Origin of the sequence: Burkholderia sp. 4NA327C6, from assembly GCF_005502655.1 — a bacterium.
Taxonomy (GTDB): domain Bacteria; phylum Pseudomonadota; class Gammaproteobacteria; order Burkholderiales; family Burkholderiaceae; genus Burkholderia; species Burkholderia contaminans.
Map to the genome: position 1 here is coordinate 72,232 of NZ_SCNZ01000015.1, position 19,622 is coordinate 91,853.

20 protein-coding genes are annotated in these 19,622 nt (G+C 68.4%); 10 read left to right on the top strand and 10 right to left on the bottom strand.

All coding sequences use genetic code 11. The annotated features are described in order from the left end of the window. The first annotated feature begins 205 nt into the window (after nucleotides 1–205). Both FFS49_RS17270 and FFS49_RS17275 read left to right on the top strand, forming a co-directional pair. On the top strand, nucleotides 206–850 hold the full coding sequence (locus FFS49_RS17270) for a response regulator transcription factor (RefSeq protein WP_039354556.1): 645 nt from the start codon (nucleotides 206–208) through the stop codon (nucleotides 848–850). Beyond that, on the top strand, nucleotides 847–2,649 hold the full coding sequence (locus FFS49_RS17275; protein WP_105817228.1) for a sensor histidine kinase: 1,803 nt from the start codon (nucleotides 847–849) through the stop codon (nucleotides 2,647–2,649). The genes FFS49_RS17270 and FFS49_RS17275 overlap by 4 nt, the downstream gene beginning before the upstream one ends. An 86-nt stretch (nucleotides 2,650–2,735) precedes the next feature. Here FFS49_RS17275 and FFS49_RS42605 read toward each other — a convergent pair whose 3' ends face one another. Beyond that, nucleotides 2,736–3,020 (bottom strand): prevent-host-death protein, encoded by a 285-nt coding sequence (locus FFS49_RS42605; protein WP_224755933.1) that lies wholly within the window; start codon nucleotides 3,018–3,020, stop codon nucleotides 2,736–2,738. Between FFS49_RS42605 and FFS49_RS17285 the strand changes: the two genes are divergently transcribed. Then, nucleotides 3,019–3,834 carry a hypothetical protein gene (locus FFS49_RS17285; RefSeq protein ID WP_137910139.1) on the top strand — a complete coding sequence of 272 codons (816 nt, stop codon included), beginning with the start codon at nucleotides 3,019–3,021 and terminating at the stop codon, nucleotides 3,832–3,834. The genes FFS49_RS42605 and FFS49_RS17285 overlap by 2 nt on opposite strands. Before the next feature lie 12 nt (nucleotides 3,835–3,846). Here FFS49_RS17285 and FFS49_RS17290 read toward each other — a convergent pair whose 3' ends face one another. After that, a complete protein-coding gene (locus FFS49_RS17290; protein WP_039354546.1) occupies nucleotides 3,847–5,157 on the bottom strand; it encodes an MFS transporter in 1,311 nt (436 codons plus the stop codon). 111 nt (nucleotides 5,158–5,268) lie between these two features. Further along, a complete protein-coding gene (locus tag FFS49_RS17295) occupies nucleotides 5,269–6,285 on the bottom strand; it encodes an ABC transporter substrate-binding protein (protein ID WP_105817230.1) in 1,017 nt (338 codons plus the stop codon). A gap of 238 nt (nucleotides 6,286–6,523) precedes the next feature. On the opposite strand from FFS49_RS17295, the gene FFS49_RS17300 reads away from it, so the two are divergent. Next, nucleotides 6,524–7,189, top strand: coding sequence for a response regulator transcription factor (locus FFS49_RS17300; protein ID WP_105817231.1), 666 nt, complete (start codon nucleotides 6,524–6,526; stop codon nucleotides 7,187–7,189). Next, nucleotides 7,176–8,585: a sensor histidine kinase gene (locus FFS49_RS17305; protein WP_105817232.1), complete on the top strand. Its 1,410-nt coding sequence runs from the start codon at nucleotides 7,176–7,178 to the stop codon at nucleotides 8,583–8,585. Before FFS49_RS17300 ends, FFS49_RS17305 begins: the two co-directional genes overlap by 14 nt. A 53-nt stretch (nucleotides 8,586–8,638) precedes the next feature. Here the strand turns inward: FFS49_RS17305 and FFS49_RS17310 are convergent, their stop codons facing one another. Continuing rightward, on the bottom strand, nucleotides 8,639–9,085 hold the full coding sequence (locus tag FFS49_RS17310; RefSeq protein ID WP_105817233.1) for a hypothetical protein: 447 nt from the start codon (nucleotides 9,083–9,085) through the stop codon (nucleotides 8,639–8,641). Between the two features lie 78 nt (nucleotides 9,086–9,163). Then, nucleotides 9,164–9,808, bottom strand: a complete 645-nt coding sequence (locus FFS49_RS17315; protein WP_105817234.1) for a TetR/AcrR family transcriptional regulator — start codon at nucleotides 9,806–9,808, stop codon at nucleotides 9,164–9,166. On the opposite strand from FFS49_RS17315, the gene FFS49_RS17320 reads away from it, so the two are divergent. Beyond that, on the top strand, nucleotides 9,807–10,430 hold the full coding sequence (locus FFS49_RS17320; RefSeq protein ID WP_224755932.1) for a DinB family protein: 624 nt from the start codon (nucleotides 9,807–9,809) through the stop codon (nucleotides 10,428–10,430). The two genes, FFS49_RS17315 and FFS49_RS17320, sit on opposite strands and share 2 nt — an antisense overlap. A gap of 12 nt (nucleotides 10,431–10,442) precedes the next feature. Here FFS49_RS17320 and FFS49_RS17325 read toward each other — a convergent pair whose 3' ends face one another. The 4 genes from FFS49_RS17325 to FFS49_RS17340 are packed head-to-tail and all read right to left on the bottom strand — an operon-like array spanning nucleotide 10,443 to nucleotide 15,118. Next, complete coding sequence (locus FFS49_RS17325) at nucleotides 10,443–11,207, bottom strand: ABC transporter ATP-binding protein (protein ID WP_105817235.1); 765 nt, start codon at nucleotides 11,205–11,207, stop codon at nucleotides 10,443–10,445. Next, nucleotides 11,204–12,061: an ABC transporter ATP-binding protein gene (locus tag FFS49_RS17330; RefSeq protein ID WP_039354523.1), complete on the bottom strand. Its 858-nt coding sequence runs from the start codon at nucleotides 12,059–12,061 to the stop codon at nucleotides 11,204–11,206. Before FFS49_RS17330 ends, FFS49_RS17325 begins: the two co-directional genes overlap by 4 nt. Before the next feature lie 11 nt (nucleotides 12,062–12,072). Next, nucleotides 12,073–13,884: an ABC transporter permease gene (locus tag FFS49_RS17335; protein WP_105817236.1), complete on the bottom strand. Its 1,812-nt coding sequence runs from the start codon at nucleotides 13,882–13,884 to the stop codon at nucleotides 12,073–12,075. A 40-nt stretch (nucleotides 13,885–13,924) separates the two neighbouring features. After that, nucleotides 13,925–15,118, bottom strand: a complete 1,194-nt coding sequence (locus FFS49_RS17340; protein WP_089443208.1) for an ABC transporter substrate-binding protein — start codon at nucleotides 15,116–15,118, stop codon at nucleotides 13,925–13,927. A 354-nt stretch (nucleotides 15,119–15,472) separates the two neighbouring features. Between FFS49_RS17340 and FFS49_RS17350 the strand changes: the two genes are divergently transcribed. Genes FFS49_RS17350 through FFS49_RS17365 form a run of 4 tightly spaced genes read left to right on the top strand, consistent with a single transcriptional unit; the run spans nucleotide 15,473 to nucleotide 19,088 of the window. After that, nucleotides 15,473–16,489, top strand: coding sequence for a LysR family transcriptional regulator (locus tag FFS49_RS17350; RefSeq protein ID WP_071333112.1), 1,017 nt, complete (start codon nucleotides 15,473–15,475; stop codon nucleotides 16,487–16,489). Then, nucleotides 16,486–17,922, top strand: a complete 1,437-nt coding sequence (locus tag FFS49_RS17355) for an NAD(P)/FAD-dependent oxidoreductase (RefSeq protein WP_105817237.1) — start codon at nucleotides 16,486–16,488, stop codon at nucleotides 17,920–17,922. Before FFS49_RS17350 ends, FFS49_RS17355 begins: the two co-directional genes overlap by 4 nt. Nucleotides 17,923–17,967: 45 nt before the next feature. After that, nucleotides 17,968–18,498, top strand: a complete 531-nt coding sequence (locus FFS49_RS17360) for a hypothetical protein (protein WP_105817238.1) — start codon at nucleotides 17,968–17,970, stop codon at nucleotides 18,496–18,498. Continuing rightward, entirely contained in the window at nucleotides 18,495–19,088 is a 594-nt protein-coding gene (locus FFS49_RS17365) for a peroxidase-related enzyme (protein ID WP_105817239.1), read from the top strand. Before FFS49_RS17360 ends, FFS49_RS17365 begins: the two co-directional genes overlap by 4 nt. 54 nt (nucleotides 19,089–19,142) lie before the next feature. On the opposite strand, the gene FFS49_RS17370 is transcribed toward FFS49_RS17365, so the two are convergent. Further along, a complete protein-coding gene (locus FFS49_RS17370; RefSeq protein ID WP_039354504.1) occupies nucleotides 19,143–19,574 on the bottom strand; it encodes an Lrp/AsnC family transcriptional regulator in 432 nt (143 codons plus the stop codon). Between the last annotated feature and the right edge of the window lie 48 nt (nucleotides 19,575–19,622).

Consider the following 19,622-nt stretch of genomic DNA (forward strand, 5'->3'; position numbering starts at 1 on the left):
CAGGGAATACCCTGATTCCCGCCTGCTCTGCCACGTACTTTTTCCCGGGAATTATTTCGTTTCAGTACACATTCCCTGATCGGCTATCTCGAAAATTTCCCGAATGTGTACCGTTTTCGGATTCGGCGGAATATATTGGTCAGAAGAACGGCCGTGGCGAACACCGGACAGCAGTGCGCGGCGTCATCCCGAAGAGGATCGCTAGATGATCAGGGTAATTCTGGCTGACGATCACGCAGTCATGCGGGACGGACTGCGTCACATCCTGGAAACGGCCGGCGGTTTCGAAATCGTCGGCGAGGCGAGCGACGGCTCCGCCACGCTTGCGCTGGTCGAGCGCGGCGCCGCCGACGTGCTGCTGCTCGACCTGTCGATGCCCGCGCCGACCGGCATCGAGCTGATCCGGCTGGTGAAACGCCACGCGCCGTCGCTGCGCACGCTCGTGCTGACGATGCATGCGGAGGCGCAGTACGCGGCGCGCGCGTTCAAGGCCGGCGCGACCGGCTACCTGACGAAGGACAGCGCAACCGCCGAGCTCGTCGAGGCGGTCGGCAAGGTGGCTGCGGGCGGCGTCTACGTGAGCCCGTCGGCGGCCGAGAGCCTCGCGCTCACGCTGCGCACACCGGCCGCGACGCTGCCGCACGAGCGGCTGTCCGCGCGCGAGTTCGACGTGATGCGCCGCATCGTCGCGGGCCAGACCGTCACGCAGATCGCGACCGAACTCGCGCTCAGCGCGAAGACGGTCAGCACGTACAAGACACGGATCCTCGAGAAGATGGAACTGCCGCACGAAGCCGCGCTGGTGCGCTACGCAGTGCGCCACGAACTCGACCCCGGCGGCGACGCATGACCGCCGCCTTCCGCGTTCCGCCCTCATCCCCGCCCTCGCCCCCGGACGACGACGACACGGACGCGTCGCGCCTGTTCATGTCGTCGCTGCCGCCGGGCCGGCGCGAACGGCGGCTCGCGCTCGCGACCGTGCTCATCTCCGCCGTGATCTTCGCCGCGCTGGCGCCGTTCGCGGGCAGGCCGCTTGCGCCGGGATGGGCATTCATCCCCGTGTACCAGTCGGCGATCGTCGTCAACGACATGGTGACCGCCGGCCTGCTGCTCGGCCAGTACGCGATCCTGCGCCAGCGGCCGCTGCTCGTGCTCGCGGGCGGCTACCTGTTCACGGGCTTCATGGCCGGCACCCACATGCTGACCTTTCCCGGGCTGTTCGCGCCGACCGGCCTGCTCGGCGCCGGCGACCAGACCACCGCCTGGTTGTACGTGTTCTGGCACAGCGGCTTTCCGCTGGCGGTCGCCGCGTATGCGCTGCTGCGCGCGAAGTCGCGTGCGCCGGGCCCGATCCCGGGCCCGCAGCGCCGCGCGGCGATTCCCATCGGGCTGTGCATCGCGGCCGCGGTCGGCGCGACGGTCGCGCTCGCGCTGCTTGCCACGGCCGGCCACGACCTGCTGCCGCGCATCATGAACGGCAACCGGATGGCCGCAACGATGACGAACGCGATCACGGTCGTCTGGGGGCTGAATCTGATCGCACTGATGCTGATGTGGCAGCGGCGGCGGCGCCATTCCGTGCTCGACCTGTGGGTCATGACGGTGCTCGTCGCGTGGCTGTTCGACATCGCGCTGTCGTCGATGCTGAATCACGGGCGCTACGACCTCGGCTTCTACGCGGGACGCGCGTACGGTCTCGTCGCGTCCGGCGTCGTGCTGTTCGCGATGCTGTTCGAGAACGGCCGGCTGCATGCGCAGACGGTGCGCGCGCTGGCCGGTGCACGCTACCAGCATCTGCTCGTCGTGCAGAAGAGCGCGCAGTTGAACGACGCGAACGAACGGCTCGAACAGCGCGTCGCCGCGCGCACCGCGCAACTGAGCGCGTCGAACCGCGACCTGCGGCGCGAAGTCGAGGACCGCGTGCGGGCCGAGCGGGCGTTGCAGGCGTCGCGCGAGGAGTTGCGCGAGATCGCCGCGATCAGCGCGAGCGCACGCGAAGCCGAGCAGCGCCGCATTGCACGCGAGCTGCATGATGAACTCGCGCAGACGCTCGCGACGCTGAAGAACGATCTCGAATGGCTGATCGACCGCGTGCCGCAGGACGATGCGCTGCTGGCGCGCAAGATCGCGGCGATGCATGCGCTGGCGCGCGGCGCCGTGGCCGCGACGCGCCGCATCGCGTCGGACCTGCGCCCGCTGATGCTCGACGATCTCGGCTTCGCCGCGGCGATGCAGTGGCTCGTGGAGGATTTCCGGCACCGTCACGGCATCGACTGCACGTTGCATGTCGACCCGCCGGAGCTGCAGCTCGCCGAGCCTTACGCGACGGCGGTGTTCCGCATCGCGCAGGAAGCGCTCGCGAACGTCGCGCGGCACGCGGCCGCGTCGCATGCGAACGTCGAACTCGTGCATGCGAGCAATGCGATCGAACTGACGATTCGCGACGACGGCACGGGATTCGATCCCGGCGTGCCGCGCAAGTCGGGATCGTTCGGGCTGGTCGGATTACGCGAGCGCGCGTATCTCGTCGGCGGCACGCTGCGGATCGCGACGACGCTCGGCGAAGGGACGACGGTCGAGGTGGAGATTCCGCTGTCGCCTGCGCAGGTGACGGTCGCGCATGGCGGGGATGGGGGGTCGCGCGGGTAGGTACCCGGCGAAGGCGGTGGTGCGGGTGGGTGCCGAACAGCGACGATCGCTGTCCGCCCGGTAAAGTCCACCCTTGATCCGCCGGCTCAATCGACGGCCTTCGTCGCGCGCGCCGCTTCCAGCATGCGCTCGAGTTCCGCAAGGACGTGCGCGGCATCGATGTATTCACCGGACCGTCGCGCCTCGTCGCGCGCTGCTACGCCTCGCGCGACAAACTCGCGCTGCATGCGTCGGCGCGAAATGCCATCACCCGGCCGATCCATCGTCGTCGTTTTCATCGCACACTCCATCCGCAACATATGCGACGCATCGTATCGCATCGGCAGAATGCACAAAATGCCAGCCTGCCGACCATGACGGATGCGTTTCATGGTGGTGCTCGGCCGCCGGCCAGCACAAGGCGACATTGCCCGCATGATCCGCTTCGGCACAACGCTACAATTTGTCACCGTCCCGCCTCGCTCTCACGTCAATACGCCTGCCGATGGTCCCACTGTCGCCACGATGAAATCCATCCTGAGCTATCCACTCTTCTTTCTCGCCGCCATGGCCGGCTGGCTCGCCGTATCACTCCTATGCTGGCCCGTCCTGCTCGCACTGCAGGCCCTGACAACGGCCGTGTTCATCCCGCATCCGGCCGGCAGCTATATCGGTCTCGGGTTCGTATCGACCGCGCGGCTCCTGGATTTTCCAACGAGCTTCGTCGGCGCGTTTTCGGTGCCGTTCATGAACGTGCCGCTCGGGTTCGTCGCGATCGCGTGGTGGTTCGGCACCGCGCTCATCGTGCAACCCACCTACGCGCGCTACCGCGTCATGGTGCGCGACCGCCCGTCGGCACGGGCCGTCCTGTGGCGCGCAGCCCGCTCGTGGCTGATCCTCACGACGGTGCTCCTCCTCATCGCGATACCGTTCCTCAGGCGCTACGAGATCGTCACGCCGGACCACCTCTACGTCCGGCACCTGTTCGACTGGCACGAACGCGCGTATCCCCTCGCATCGCTGAAGGAGATTCACGTGGACGATCCCGGCACCAGCCGCAGCATCATCACATGGAACTTCATCTTCGACGGCGACAGTCATTTCACGACGACCGCCCCCGACATCCACGCGCTCGAATACCTGCTGTCGAATACGCACGCTTCAGCCAACTTCACGGTCGTCGGGAACCAGTCGATGAAGCGGTAACGCCGCGCACCCTCACGCCCGCGCCGCCACCATCCCCCGTTCCGACCGCGTCCACGCGACCAGCGCGCCGATCCCGAGCAGCGCGAGACACACGATCGGCACGATCATCGGCCCGAACGCGGTGCCCGTCACCTTGCCGGCAAACGGCATCAGGTTCTGGCTGAAGAAGCCGCCGAGGTTGCCGATCGAGTTGATCGCCGCGACGCTCGCCGCCGCCCGCGCGCCGGTGAAGTAGCGCGGCGGCATCGACCAGAAGCACGGATACAGCAGCGGGATGCATGCGCCGCCGAGCACCAGTGCGATGAAGCGCAGCGGCGTCGACGGCAGCACGAGGCTCAGCAGGAAGCCGAGCGCGCCGAGCGCCGCGACGATCGCGATCGTGCGCAGGATGCTCTTCGCGCGGCGCAGTTTCGCCGGCAGCCACACCAGCAGCACCACCGCGAGCGCCCACGGCAGCATGCTCAGGAATCCGTTCGTGCTGCTCGACACACCGAACGACTTCACGAGCGTCGGCAGCCAGTACGTCACGCCGTACAGCGACGTCGACATCAGCATGTAGGTCGCCGCGAACAGCATCACGCGCGGATCGAGCAGCGCCTTCCACGGCTGCCCATGCTCGGCCTGCGCAGGCTTCTCGCGTTCGAGCGCGGCCTCGACGATCTGCTTCTCGCGGTCGTCGAGGAAACGTGCGTCGCGCACCGACGCGGGCAGCACGCGGAACACGACGATCGCGACGATCACCGCCGGGATGCCCGTCGCCACGAACACCCACTGCCAGCCCGCGAGCCCCCACACGCCGTTCAGGCTCAGCAGCACGCCGCCGACCAGCGAGCCGAGCATGTTCGCGAGCGCGCTGCCGAGCGTGAAGATGCCGAGCACCTTCGCGCGATAGCTCTGCGGAAACCACAGCGTCAGGTAGTAGATCACGCCCGGATAGAAGCCGGCTTCGGCGATGCCGAGCACGAAGCGCAGCGCGCAGAACGCGGGCATCGACGTCGTGAAGCCCATCAGCACCGTGATCAGCCCCCACGTCAGCATGATCCGCGCGAGCCATACGCGCGCGCCGTAGCGATGCAGCGCGAGCGTGCTCGGCACCTCGAACAGCAGGTAGCCAATGAAGAACAGCGACGACGCGAGCCCGAACGCGGCTTCCGTCATCCCGAGGCTGTGCACCATCTGCAGCTTCGCGAAGCCGACGTTCTGCCGGTCGATGAACGCGATCAGGAACATCACGACGAGGATGGGCATCAGGCGCCGCGCCATCTTCGACATGATGCGCTGCTCTTCGGCGGACGCGGGGTCCAGGGTTTCAGTGGCGTTCACTTGAGGCTCCTTGCGTGAAACGGTTGCATGGCGGTTGCTTGTCAGTTGAATCGGCTCCGGGCGCGGCGAACGCACGGGCGCGAGGTGTTTCGATGAAAGTGCGCGGCGGCGTCAGCGCGACCGGTAGTCGTCGAGCATCGGCGCGAACATCTCGTGCCACGCACGCGGCTTCGCCTTGATCGTGCCGGCGAGGTACAGGAATTCGACGTAATCCATCAGCTGGTTCGGCAGCACCGAGAAGCGCGTGTCCGGTGCGGCGAGCATCCGCATCACGTCGTCGTGCGACACGCCGACGCCCGACGACGCCGCATAGAGTGCAGCCGCCGCGCGCGGGTCCTGCGCGATCAGCCGGGTCGCTTCGTCGAGCGCGCCGAGAAACGCCACGGCCAGCGCGGGCTCCGTATCGACGAGCCGCTTCGGCGCGAACACGACGTCGAGCGTCATCGGGCCGAGCACGTCGACCGAATTCACGACGCGGTGGATGCCCGGCTGCCGCAGCTCGAGGGTCGAGAACGGCGGCGACGTGAAGTGCGCGGTGACGCCGTTCTCGCGGCGGATCAGCGCCTGCATCGCCTGCGGATGCGGCAGGTTCACGGTGATCGAATCGAGCTGCGCGAAATGCTTCGGGCCGAGTTGCCGGCTCGCGACCATCTGCAGCACCACCGCCGACAGCGACGTGCGGATGCCCGGCACCGCGATCCGGTCGGTCGGCGTGAAGTCGCGCAGCGACACGAGCCCCGGCCGGTTCGCGTTCAGCGACAGCGACGTGGTCGACAAGCCGCTGATGCCGATCACCTCGACGTTCGGAATGCCGCGCGCCCGCGCCCACAGCTCGATGAAACCCGGTGCGCCGGCGCCCGCGAAATCGAGCGTGCCGGCCATCATCGCGTCGTTGACGGAATTGCCGCCGTCGAGCAGCACCCAGTCGACCGCGACGTCGCGCACGCCATGACGCGCCGCGTGCCGCTCGAACAGCCGCTGCTTCTCCATCACGAGCAGCGGCAGATACAGCACGCCATAGCCTTTGGAAATCCGCACCGCGCGCGGCTTCGCGCGCACGAGCGCGGGCGCGGCGAGCACGCCGAGGCCGGCAGCGATCAATGCGCGGCGGCGCGGCGACGTCGTCATGCACGTGCCGCCGTGCGACGGACGGCAAACGGCCGTGCGAAGGCCCGCGTCGCGCCATGCCGCGCGTTCGTCGTGCCCGTGACATGCTGCATGTTGCCGTCTCCTTGAATATTTCTGGTATTAATGCCGTCCTTGCATGCTGCATCCGGCTCGACACAGGTTATCGACCGAGTCTGAGAAAATGCTGACATCCCGGCCCCGGGAAAACCCCTAACCCACCCACCTGCGAAACGGCACCATGCGCATTCTCGTCGTGGAGGACGATGCCGAAATCGGCGCGGCGATCCGCAATCGCCTCGCGCGGCTCGGCCATGCCGTCGATCTCGAAACCGACGGCGCGACCGCGCACGGGCTGCTGCGCGTCGAGCGCTTCGACCTCGTCGTGCTCGACGCGAACCTGCCCGGCATGGACGGCTTCACGGTGCTGCGCCACCTGCGCGCGTCGGGTAGCACGACGCCCGTGCTGCTCGTCACCGCGCGCTCGGCGATCGACGACCGCGTGAGCGGCCTCGGCCTCGGCGCCGACGACTACCTGGTGAAGCCGTTCGACTACCGCGAGCTCGATGCGCGCGTGCAGGCACTGCTGCGCCGCAACAGCGGCCACGCGAACGACGTGCTGACGCTCGGCGGCCTCGTGATCGACCGCAGCAGCCGCCTCGCGGAACTCGACGGCCAGCCGCTGTCGCTGTCGCGCCAGGAATTCGCGCTGCTCGAAATCCTCGCGAGCCGCCCGCAGCGGATCTTCTCGAAGGACGAACTGCTGAACCAGCTGTTCAGCTTCGGCAACGAGCCGACCACGAACGCGGTCGAGCAGTACGTGACACGCGTGCGCAAGAAGCTGCAGGGCAGCTCGGTCGAAATCCGTACCGCGCGCGGGATGGGGTATCAGATTGCGGTGCACTGACTGGTTCCCGAAGACGCTGTTCGGACGCACGCTGCTCTTCATCGCGCTCGTCGTCGCGACCGGCGCGCTCGCGCTCGCGGCGATCGCGCGCTACTACGCGGGCGTCGCGGCCGAACGCGCGTACGACCAGTTGCTTGCGGGCGCATCGATCCAGGTCGCCGAAAACCTCTACGTGCAAGGCGGCGTGCTCGCGCTGAATCCGCCGGTGGCCGCGCTGTCGACGCTGTCGCGCTACGACCTCGTCTACTACAAGGTGGTCGATTCGCGCGGCATCGTCGTGGCCGGCTACAACGATCTCGCGAGCCCCGCGACGCTCGCCGCCGCGAAACAGGGCCCCGCGTTCGCGAATGCCGTCTACCAGGGGCACCGGGTGCGCACCGCGACGATCGCGCGCTACATGCCCGAGGAAAGCACGCCGGGCTGGGCGCTCGTGACGGTTGCGCAGACCACCAACGCGCGCCAGCAACTGACGAACGAAATGAGTTTCAAGGTGTGGACGCTGATCCTGCTGATGAGCGTGCTCGCGATCGGCGCAAGCGGCCTCGCGATCCGGCGGGGCCTGCGCCCGCTCGCGCAGATCGGCACGATCATCGCCGCGCGCGACCCGGCCGACCTGCGGCCGGTGGCCGTCGACACACCGAGCGAGATCGACGCGATCATCGGGTCGATCAACGGGCTGATGCACCGCCTCGCCGAGCGGATCAACGCGATGCAGCGCTTCATCGCCGATGCCGCGCACCAGATGCGCACGCCGCTCGCGCGGCTCGACGCGCAGATCGAGCTGCTCGACGGCGAGGCAGACTCGGCGCGTCACGCGGCCCGGCTCGATGCGTTGCGTGCGACCTCTTCGGACGTCGGGCGGCTCACCGGCCAGTTGCTCAATCATGCGATGGTGATCCATCGCACCGAGGCCGTGCCGCTGCAACCGGTCGACCTCGTCGCACTCGCGAAAGAGGTCCTGGGCCGCACGATTCCGCTCGCCGGCGAGCGCGACGTGGCCGTTGCGTTCGCAAGCGACGCGCCGCTCGCGTGGATCGACGGCGACGCGATCAGCCTGCAGGAAGCGCTGTCGAACGTGCTGCACAACGCGCTGCTGCACGGTCATGCGGACGACATCGTCGTGTCGGTCGCGACGCAGGGCAACGCGGGCGATGCCGTGACGCTGACAGTCACCGACAACGGCCGCGGGATTCCACGCGAGCACTGGGATGCCGCGCTGCAGCCGTTCGTGCGGATCGCGCCGGACGGCAGCGAGCGGCGCACGGGGTCGGGACTCGGGCTCGCGATCGTGCAGGAAGTGATGAAGGCGCACGGCGGGCGCGTCGGGTTTGCGTTTCCCGAGGCGGGCGGGTTTGCGGTGGTGTTGACGTTTCCGCGCGCGATGGGAGCGTCATAGCGCAGGCATGAGTCGACGGATCGCGCCGGTTCAGGCGCGTGCGCAGTGGGCGCTCAATCGTCGCTGCCGTCTTCGAAGTGATTGCGCTCCACGTGCTGCGCCACCGCCCGGTCCAGCTCGTCGTACTGACGATCGCAGAACAGCCGGCACAACGTGTCGACGTCGGTGCGCTTCCTGACGTCGATCGTCTCGACGTGCTGCTCCAGCTTGCCCTTGCCGATCCCGAACAACCCCTTCTTCATCCGCATCGAGACGGCATTCAACTGGAAGCCATCCGCATGCGCATCGCTCAGCGCGGTCACCCACAATTCCCGCTGATCGTCGGCATGCTGCAGCACGAGGGCCGGCAACGGGCCGTCCTGCGTGTCGTTCCATTCGGCATGTTGCGCTGCCCACGGGAATGCGTCGAACGCCTGCGTGAACGACGGGTAGTCCGTCGCGCCCTGCGGATCCAGTTGCTCGAATGCGTAGCCGACTTTCTGAACGGAATAGGTCAACATGGTGCGCCCGTGGCGTACGAGATCAGAAAAGCGTCAATCTACCTGAATTTCGGTGTCCGTCATGATTTTTGCGTCGGCTCACTCGCGCGCCCTCGTCGCGCCGTCGCGGGGATCTTCGAGGTAGCCGCACGCCAGCCTGACGAGTTCGCGCTTCAGTTTCGGATCGTCCAGCAGCCCGCGTCGGGCCGCGTTGTGCACGATGCCTTCGAGCGCGGATGACAGCACCTGCGCCGTCATCGCATCGGCCTTGACCGATGGCCGCCCGCGACAGGCAGCAACGACCAGCGCATAGCGGTGCAAATATTCCTTCTGGAACGCGTCGTATACGGCCTTCACGCCACCCGGATCGGGAAGATCGAGCAGTGCCCGGTGCAGCGACGGGTAATCGCGATGCACGGCGATCAGGTCGGCGATCAAGCGTTCGACGAGACGCCTCGGGCTTGCCTGACGGTCGTGCGCGCGCTGCAGCACGGCCAGCACGTCGTCGAAATGCCGGCGCCGGATCGCATCGACCAACGCGAGCTTGTTCGGGAAATACTGATACACGGAACCGATGCTGACACCGGCAACTTCCGCGACCTCGTTGGTCGTGAATCCGGCCCACCCGTGCGTATCCAGAACGCGAGCCCCGGCCGTGACGATCACGTCGACGGTCGCGCGCGAACGCGCCTGGCGCGGGGCTTTGCGCATCGCGGCGGCAGCTTCGGAAACGCGAGTGGACATGCGGGCTCCGACCGAAAATAATGGTGGCGAGGCTCACATTTTAGGTGAAACCCACAAGGACACGACCATGAGCGAGAACGCACTCCTGTCCCGCATGCTGCGCTACCAGGCCTGGGCGAATGACGAAATGCTGACGGCCATCGCGGGGCTCGATGCAGTGGAACATGCCGACGAGCGCCATCTCGCGCTGCGGCTGATGAACCATTGCCTCGTCGTGAACAGGATTTTCGCCGCCCACCTGACCGGCGAACGTCATGGCTTCGCATCCGACAACACGCCCGACACGCCGGAACCCGACGCGCTGCGTGCGGCCTTCGCCGCGCTCGATCGCTGGTATCTCGACCATGTCGAAGCCGCCACGCCCGCAATGCTGGCCGAATCGATTCCGTTTGCGTTCACCGACGGCGACAACGGCTATATGACACGCGAAGAGATGCTGACCCATGTGGTCACGCACGGCGGCTACCATCGCGGCGAGGCCGGAAGGCTGATGACCCAGGCAGTCGCGCGTTCGGGGAAGAACATCAGGCTGCCGTGGGACACCTATGCCGTCCACCTGCACCGGACGGAACCCGCGCGCAGGCTTCAGGGCAAGACCGAAGCAGCGAACGCGACACGATAAGAAACGCCCCCGCTACGCCGCCACCGCCTCCCCGCCGAGATACGCATCGCGCACGCGCTCGTCGTCGAGCAGCGCCTTCGCGGGCCCTTCGAGCACGACGCGCCCCGTCTGCAGCACGTACCCGTAGTGCGCAATCTCCAGCGCGAGGCTCGCGTTCTGCTCGACCATGAACACGGTCACGCCCTGCCGGTTGATCGCGTCGATCAGCTCGAGCACCTTGTCGACGTAGAGCGGCGACAACCCCATCGTCGGCTCGTCCATGCAGATCAGCTTCGGCCGCGCCATCAGCGCGCGCGCCATCGCGAGCATCTGCTGCTCGCCGCCCGACAGCGTGCCCGCGCGCTGCGTCAGCCGCTCGCGCACGCGCGGAAACAGGTCGAGCACGCGCTCGTAGTCCTCCGCCACTGCCGTGCGGTCACTGCGCGTATACGCGCCCATCAGCAGGTTCTCGCGCACGCTCATGTCGCCGAACAGCCGCCGCGCCTCGGGTACGGCCGCGATCCCGCGCCGCACGCGCTGCGGCGTCGCGAGCGCCGTCACGTCGTCGCCGTCGAAGCGCACGACGCCGCGGCGCGGCCGCATCAGCCCGAGGATCAGCTTCATCGTCGTCGACTTGCCGCTCGCGTTGCCGCCGAGCAGGCTGACGATCTGCCCGCGGCCGACTTCGAAGTTCACGTCGAAATGCACCTGCACCGGCCCGTAGAACGTGTCGAGGTGTTCGAGTTTCAGCAGCGCGTCGGTCATGGTCGTGTCGGGTCCGGAAGAGAGTGCGGTCATGCGGCCGCCTGCGCCGTGCGGTCGGCCGGCGCGCCACCCGCATGCCGGCGGCCGAGGTACGCCTCGATCACGCGCGGGTCGTGCCGCACGTCGCGCGGCGCGCCTTCGGCGATCTTCACGCCGTTGTCGAGCACCATCACGCGGTCGGACACGCGCATCACGAGTTCGAGCTTGTGTTCGATCAGCAGGATCGTCAGGCCGCGCGCCTTCAGCGACTGGATCAGTTGCAGCATCTCGGCCGTCTCCGTCTCGTTCATCCCGGCCGTCGGTTCGTCGAGCAGCAGCAGCCGCGGATGCAGCGCGAGCGCGCGGCCGATCTCCACGCGACGCCGGTTCGCATACGACAGGCTGTGCGCCGGATGATCGATGCGCGGCGTGAGCCGCTCGCCGAACCCGGCGACGATCGCGCGCGCCTCGTCGCGCAGCGCGGCTTCCTCGCGCCGCACCGCCGCGGGCCGCACGAGCGCGCGCAGCACCTCGGCCGCGGCACCCAGCGCGGGCCAGCCCGGCCGGGCCGCGCGCAGCCGCGCATGCGCGCCGATCAGCACGTTGTCGAGCACGCTCAGGTTGCCGAACACACGGCCGTGCTGGAAGGTGCGCGCGATGCCGAGCGTCGCGAGGCGCTCGGGCGCGGTGCCCGTGATGTCGCGGCCGTCGAACGTCACGCGGCCGGCATCGGGCCGGTCGGCGCCCGCGATCAGGTTGAACAGCGTCGATTTGCCCGCGCCGTTCGGCCCGATCACGCTCAGCAGTTCGCCATCGGCAAGGGACAGGCTCGCGCCGTCGAGCGCGGTCACGCCGTCGAAGCGGCGCGTCAGGCCCTGCACGTCGAGCAAGGGTCGGTTGGTGGTCATCGCATTCCTCCTCACACCGTGCCGAGCAGGCCCTGTGGCCGGAACCGGACGAGCAGCAACAGCACGAGGCCGTAGATCAGCATCCGGTAGTCGGCCGCCCAGCGGAACAGCTCGGGCAGCCCGATCAGCGCGATCGCGCCGACGATGCCGCCGAGCACGTTGCCCAAGCCGCCGAGGATCACCATCGTCAATGCGAGGATCGACACCTGCGAATCAAAGGTCTGGTGATTGATGTAGCTGTACAGATGCGCGGCGATCCCGCCGCTCACGCCGGCCGCGACGCCGCCGACCGCGAACGCGATCGCCTTGTAGCGATTCGGTGCGATGCCGTGCGCACGCGCGGCGACGTCGTCCTCGCGCACCGCGCGCAGCGTGCGGCCGAGATGCGAGCGCAGCAGCCGCACCTGCACGAGCGCGAACACGACGAGCACCATGAACGTGAACCAGTACGCGGCACGCGCGGTCGTCGCCCACGGCAGCGGCTCGATACCCGTGATGCCGAGCGGGCCGCGCGTGAGGCCGTCCCAGTTCAGGATCACGAGGCTCACCACTTCGCCGATACCGAGCGTCGCGATCGATACGTAATGCCCGCGCAGCCGGAACGCCGGATAGACGAGCAGCGTGCCGAGCACGGCGGTAATCGCGCCCGCGCACGGGATCGTCACGGCCGGCGACCAGCCGAGATCAGACGACAGCAGCGCCGACGCATATGCGCCGATCACGAGCAGCGCCGCGTGGCCGAGCGAGATCTGCCCGACCGTGCCCGCCACCAGCGTGAGGCTCAGCGCGAGCAGCCCGTACAGCCACGCGTTGGTCAGCGTCTGCAGCACGTACGGCGATGCGCCGAGCCACGGCAGCACGGCCGCCGCCACGATCAGCACGACGAGCACCGGACGCGGCACGCGCACGGCCTTCGCGGCCGCGAGGAAAGTGCCCGTCATCGGCTCGGGCGGCAGCGCGCGGTTCGCGCTGAAGAGCCCGTTCGGCCGCCACACGAGGAACACGATCAGCAGCCCGAACGCGAACAGGTCACGGTAGCTCGTGCCGAACAGCGCGACGCCGTAGCTTTCGACGAGACCGAGCAGCAGGCTGCCCGCGATCGCGCCCGGCACGTTGCCGAGCCCGCCGATCAGCAGCGCAACCACGCCCTTCAGCGTGGCCTGGAAGCCCATCGCCGGATCGATGCTGTTGTAGTACATGCCGACCAGCAGCCCGCTCACGCCGCCGAGCGCGCACGCGATCGCGAACACGGTCTGGTTCACGCGGTCGACGTCGACCCCCATCTGCAGCGCAGCGTCGCGATCCTGCGCGGTCGCGCGCACGGCCCAGCCGAGCCGCGTGAAGCGCAGGAAGCCGTACAGCAGCGCGGCCGCCGCGATGCCGATGCCCGCGATCAACAGGTCGAGCGAGCCGAGCGTCGCGCCGGCGATCCGTACGTGCCAGTCGGGCAGCGGCGTCGGCACCGCGCGCGGGTCGGCCCCGAACGCGAGCTGCGCGAGCTGGTCGAGGATGAAGCTGATGCCGATCGTCGCGAGCAGCGGCGCGATGCGTGCCGCGTGGCGCAGCGGCCGCAGCCCGATTCGCTCGATCGCGATGCCGAGCGCGCCGCAGCCGACGACGACCGCCGCGAGCGCCGCCGGCAGCGGCAGCCCGAAGCGCGTCAGGCACAGCCAGCCGATGAACGCGCCGACCATGTAGACCGAGCCGTGCGCGAAGTTGATCAGGTGCGACACGCCGAAGATCAGCGCGAGCCCGACCGCGAGCAGCGCGTAGATGTTGCCGACGATGAGGCCGTTGAGCGTGTAGTCGAGCCAGGAAGCCATCACGATGCGTCCGTTACATGCATGCTGTTCAGGGCCGGGCTCAACGCGCGGCGAGCTGCGGTTTCGCGCCGTCCCACAGCGCCCACTGCCCCTGCTTCACGACCAGATACACGGTGCGCGCGCCGGCAACGCGACGCGTCTGCGGATCGAAGCGCACCTTGCCGAAGATCACGCTCGGCACGTCGCTGATCTTCGCGAAGCCGTCGTGCGCGGCCTGGCGCGTCGTGCCGTAGCGGCGCAGCACTTCCGCCGACAGGATCAGCGCGTCGTATGCACGCGCGACGAACGAATCGGGATCGGCGTGGAATTTCGCGCGATAGCGCTGCACGAACGCTTGCACCTCGGGGCGCGGTTCGGCCGGGAAGAAGTTCGATTCCGTATAGACGCCTTCGACGGCCGTGCCGCCCAGTTCGAGGAACTTCGGCGAGTACACCGAACCGACCGCCGCGATCGGCAGCGTGAGCCCCGATGTACGCGCCTGACGCACGATCTGCGCACCGTCCGCGTAGTACGAGATCAGCACGATCGAATCGGGCTTCGATTCGCCGATGCGCACGAGCGTCGAGCGGAAATCCTTCTCCGCCGGCTGATAGCCTTCGGCCGCGACGACCTGCGCGCCGAGCCCCGTCACCGCCTTCGCGAAGATGTCCTTGCTGGTGCGGCCCCAGTCGGTGTTCAGGTACAGCACCGCGATCCGCTTGAAGCCGAGTTCCTTCACCGCGTAGCGCGCGAGCAGCGGCTGCTCCTCGGCCTGGCTCAGCGCGGTGCTCCACAGATAGTCGCCGCCCTTCGTGAAATCCGGATGCGAGTTAGTGAAGCCGAACTGGATCAGTTGCCCGCGCTGGTAGATCGGCGATGCGGCCATCGACGTCGCGCTGGAGAAGTCGCCCAGCTCGATCGCGATGCGCGGATCGGCGACGAACTTCTGCGCGATCGCCACCGCCTGGCGCGGATCGCTGCGGCTGTCCTGGAAGTCGACCGCGAGCGGCCGGCCGTGAATGCCGCCGCTGCCGTTGATCTCGTCGAGCGCGAGATCGAAGCCGCGCTTCCATTGTTCGCCGTACTGCGCGTCCTGGCCCGTGAGCGGACCGCTCACGCCGATCACCACCGGCTCGCCCGACACGCCCGCCGCGAGCGCGCCGCCCGTCGACAAGCCCCATGCGGCAGCGAGCGCCGCCACCGTGCCCAGCACGCGTCGCCATGCCCCGCGTGCGTCGTTCCCCGAAACGTTCATGCGTCCCCCAGCTTCAGTCAGTCGAAAAGAGTGAGGGCATGTAACCATCCGGTTCAGGACGATCCAACGAAGTTTTGCGCATATCGATATCGTGCGCGGCGCGAAGCGGTGATGCTCGCGTGCGGCCATCCGCACACCCTGCCTCGCGCGATGCATCGGCAGGCACTGCATCACGTTGATTCGATTGGCGTTTCGCTCACGGCGCCGATCGCAACCCACGCTCACGCACGCACCACCGGCCATCGCAACGGTCGGGCCCTTCGCAGCTTTCGCGCTGTCGATAGCAAAAATCATTATATGAATCACGCATGCTCACACTTCTACAATGCGCAAATCGCATCATCGGAAGGTGTCATGGAGCTGCATCAACTCGAAGCCTTTTCCGCGGTCATGTCGGCCGGCAGCGTGACCGGCGCGGGCGAACTGCTCGGCCGCTCGCAGCCGGCCGTCACGCGGCAGATTCAGGAGCTCGAAGCCGATCTCGGCTACGCGCTGTTCGACCGGCACGGCCCGCGCGTCACGCCGACGAGGCGCGCGTTCCTGCTCTACGAGGAAGTCGAACGCTCGCTGGTCGGCCTGCGCGCGATCGAGGCGCGCGCCCGGGCGCTCGGCGATGAAACCGCCGAGCCCGTGCGCATCGCGGCCACCCCTTCGCTCGCGGCCACGCTCGTGCCGGCCGCGCTCGCCGCGCTGCCCGACGGCGCGCAGGCGCCCCACTACCAGATACGCAGCGAATCGGCCGAGCATGTCGTGCACGAGGTGCTGGCCGGCACGGCCGATATCGGCGTCGTCACGCTGCCGATGGCGCACGCGGGGCTCGACGTGCACTGGATCGCGCAGACGCCGTGCGTCGCCGTGCTGCCTGCCGGCGATCCGCTCGCGGCGCAGCCGCGCATCGCGTTGCGCGATCTCGCACGCCGTCGCATCGTGACGGTCGCGAACCGCCACCGGCTGCGCCAGCGGATCGATGCGGCATTCGCGGCCGCGCGGGTCGATGCACGCGTATTCATCGAAACCAATGCGTCGCTGAATGCGGTGATGGCCGCGCGTGCGGGCATTGGAATCGGCATCGTCGATCCGGCGACGGGCGCGGCGCTGCCGGTGGAGGGTGTCGTCTCGCGCCCGCTCGATGTCGACATTCCGTTCGCATTCGGCGTCGCGACGCCGGCAGGCAAGGCACGCACGTCCGCCATCGATGCGCTGCTCGACGCGCTGCACCGTACGACGCACGCACTGCTCGACGACGTGATCTTTCACGACGCCGCCGCACACGACGCGCTGCTGCGCGGCGACCGGCTGCGCGCCGGGCGCGCACCGCGCGGCGCAGCCGGCACGACGCGTGCACGCCGTACACGCCCGGAGGCCGCATGACAACGACGACGCCCGATAAATTGCAGGCACTCGAAGCCCGGCTCGCGCAAGACCTGCGCTGGCTCGACCTGCCGGCTCCATCGTGGGTGCCGCCGCGCGAGGCCGACGGCACACGCGTGCTCGACGTCGCGATCGTCGGCGGCGGCATGGCCGGGCTTGCGGCTTCAGCCGAACTGCGCCTGCTCGGCATCGACAACCAGTGCGTGATCGACCGCGCGCCGGCCGGCTACGAAGGGCCGTGGGTCACGTTCGCGCGAATGGACACGCTGCGCTCGCCGAAGCAGCTCGCGGGGCCCGCGCTCGGATTGCCCGCGCTGACGTTCCGCGCGTGGTTCGAAGCACAATACGGCCGCGACGCCTGGGACGCGCTCTACAAGATTCCGCGCACGCAATGGATGGACTACCTGCGCTGGTACCGGCGCGTGCTCGACCTGCAGGTGCGCAACGACACCACGCTCGTCGCGCTGCGCCCGTGCGACGACGGCCTGCTCGCGCTCGACGTGCGCGGCAACGGCGAAGCGCAGACCCTGCTCGCACGGCACGTGGTGCTCGCCACCGGCCGCGACGGGCTCGGCGGCCCGTACGTCCCGCCCGTCGCGCAACGCGCGCCGCGCACGCGCTGGGCCCATTCGTCCGAGCCGATCGATTTCGCGGCACTCGCGGGCAAGCGTGTCGGCGTGGTCGGCGCGGGCGCATCCGCGTTCGACAACGCGGGCACCGCGCTCGAAGCCGGCGCCGCACGCGTCGACCTGTTCTTCCGCCGCGCGGACATTCCGCGCATCAACAAGCTGACGGGCATCGGCAGCCCGGGCCTCGTGCACGGCTACGCCGATCTCGACGACACGACGAAATGGCGCTTCATGCATTACGCGCTGACGTCGCAAACGCCGCCGCCGCGCGACAGCGTGCTGCGTGTGTCGCGCCACGCGCATGCGCATTTCCACGCGAACAGCCCGATCGAGACGCTCGCCGGGCACGCGGACGGACTCGATGTGACGACGCCGCGCGGGCGCTACACCGTCGACTTCCTGATCTTCGCGACCGGCTTTCATTCGGACTGGACGACGCGCGCGGAATTCGCGTCGTTCGGCGCGCAGGTGCGGCGCTGGAAGGATCGCTACCGACCGGAGCCGGGCGCGTGGATCGACGAGCTCGCCGAGTCGCCCGATCTCGGCCCCGCGTTCGCGTTCCAGGAACGCGAGCCCGGCGCGTGCGCGGCCATCACGCGGATCCACTGCTTCAACCATGCCGCGAGCCTGAGCCACGGCAAGCTGTCCGGCGATATCCCGGCCATCAGCGCGGGCGCCAAGCGGCTCGCGTGCGGGATTGCGAGCCGGCTGTTCGACGCGGACCGCGATCGCCACTACGACGCGCTCGTCGCATATGCGAACGCCGAACTGCAGGGCGACGAATGGCACGACGCCGACGCATGAGCGCGCGTCCATCGATCACATTGACGACGAAGGGAACCCGAAACGATGACTGAATCCATCACGCCGGCCGCTGCGCCGGACACGATCGACGCGGTGGCCGGCCTGCGCGAAGGCGACGCCGTCGCCGCGCTGCGTCGCGCACGCGACAAGGTGCTGCTCCATACGCGGCTGAGCGAAGCGGCGCTGTTCGATCCCGCGTTGCCCGACCTTTCGTTGATCGAACGACTGCACGCGGCGCGGTATGTTGCAGAAAAATCGAACGCTCGCGTGCTGGCAGACACCTATCGCGCACGACTGGTCGATGCAGGCGGCACGCTCGACGATATCGCCCGCGCGGACGCCGATGCATTCGACACGTTGCCCCGCCGCATCGGCGCGATCCTGACGCATGCACGCCTGCTGACGCGCTCCCCGGTCGATGCACGCCCGTCCGATCTCGACGCGCTGACGTCGGCCGGACTCACGACGCCCGCGATCGTCGCGCTGTCGCAGCTCGTGGCATTCGTTGCGTATCAGTTGCGCGTCGCGGTGGCCGCGCAGGCGCTTCAGGCACGGGCTGCAACGGAGGCCGCATGACGACGACCACTCACGGCTTCACGTCCGACACGCTCGGCTGGCGTGCATGGCTCGACACCGTGTCGCTCGATGCCGCGACGCCCGATCAGCTGGCCGTGCTCGAAGCGAGCCACCCGCAGGCGAAGACGTCCGACTATTACCTGCTGCTCGTCCATCTTCCCGAGATCCTGCGGCAACGCTCGGGCGTATTCAACGCAATCATGTACGGCCCCGGCGGACTGTCGCGCGCGGAGCGCGAACTGGCGAGCACGGCCGTGTCGCGCGTGAACGGCTGCGTGTACTGTGCGTCCGTGCATGCACAGCGCTTTACCCAGCTCGCGAAGCGCACCGACGCGATCGAGCAGGTGTTCGACGATCCGGCGACGGCCGGCACGACGGCGCGCGAACGGGCGATCATTGGCTATGCGATTGCGCTGACGGAGCGGCCCGATGCGGTCGATGCGAGCGATATCGCCGCACTGGAAGCCGAAGGGCTGACGCATGAGGAGATTCTCGACCTGTCGCACGCGGTCGCGATCTTCGCGTGGGCGAACCGGTTGATGCTGACGCTGGGCGAGCCGGTGTTTCCGGAGCTGGCGGCCAGCGCCTGACGCCCGGGCAAACCGAACCGGTACGCAGGCTGACGCAGGCGCCGCCTGCCCGCGTCACGCCTTGTGCGTCGACAGCAAAATACTCGTCTCGGTATTCGCGATCCCGTCGATCAGACGGATCGCGCCGAGCACGCGATCGAAGTGCTCGAGCGAATCGGCATGCAGCTCGGCGACGAGATCCCAGCGCCCGTTGGTGCTGTGGATCGACGCGACGTTCGGATGCCCGCGCAGCACTTTCACCACTTCCGCGCCGCGATTGCCCTGCACGGCGATCGACATCAGCGCGCGGATCCGGTGCCGTTCGGCCGCCGGCTTGAGCCGCACCGTATAGCCGACGATCACGCCGTGCTTCTCCAGCCGCGTCAGCCGGTTCTGCACGGTCGCGCGCGCGACGCGCAATTCCTTCGCCAGCGCGACGACGGGCAGTCGCGCGTTGTCGCGCAGCAGCGCGATGAGCTGCCGGTCGACGTCGTCGAGCGTGATCATGAACAAGCCTTCCTGTTGAACGTGAACCGGCCGCCAGCGTGCCGTAAC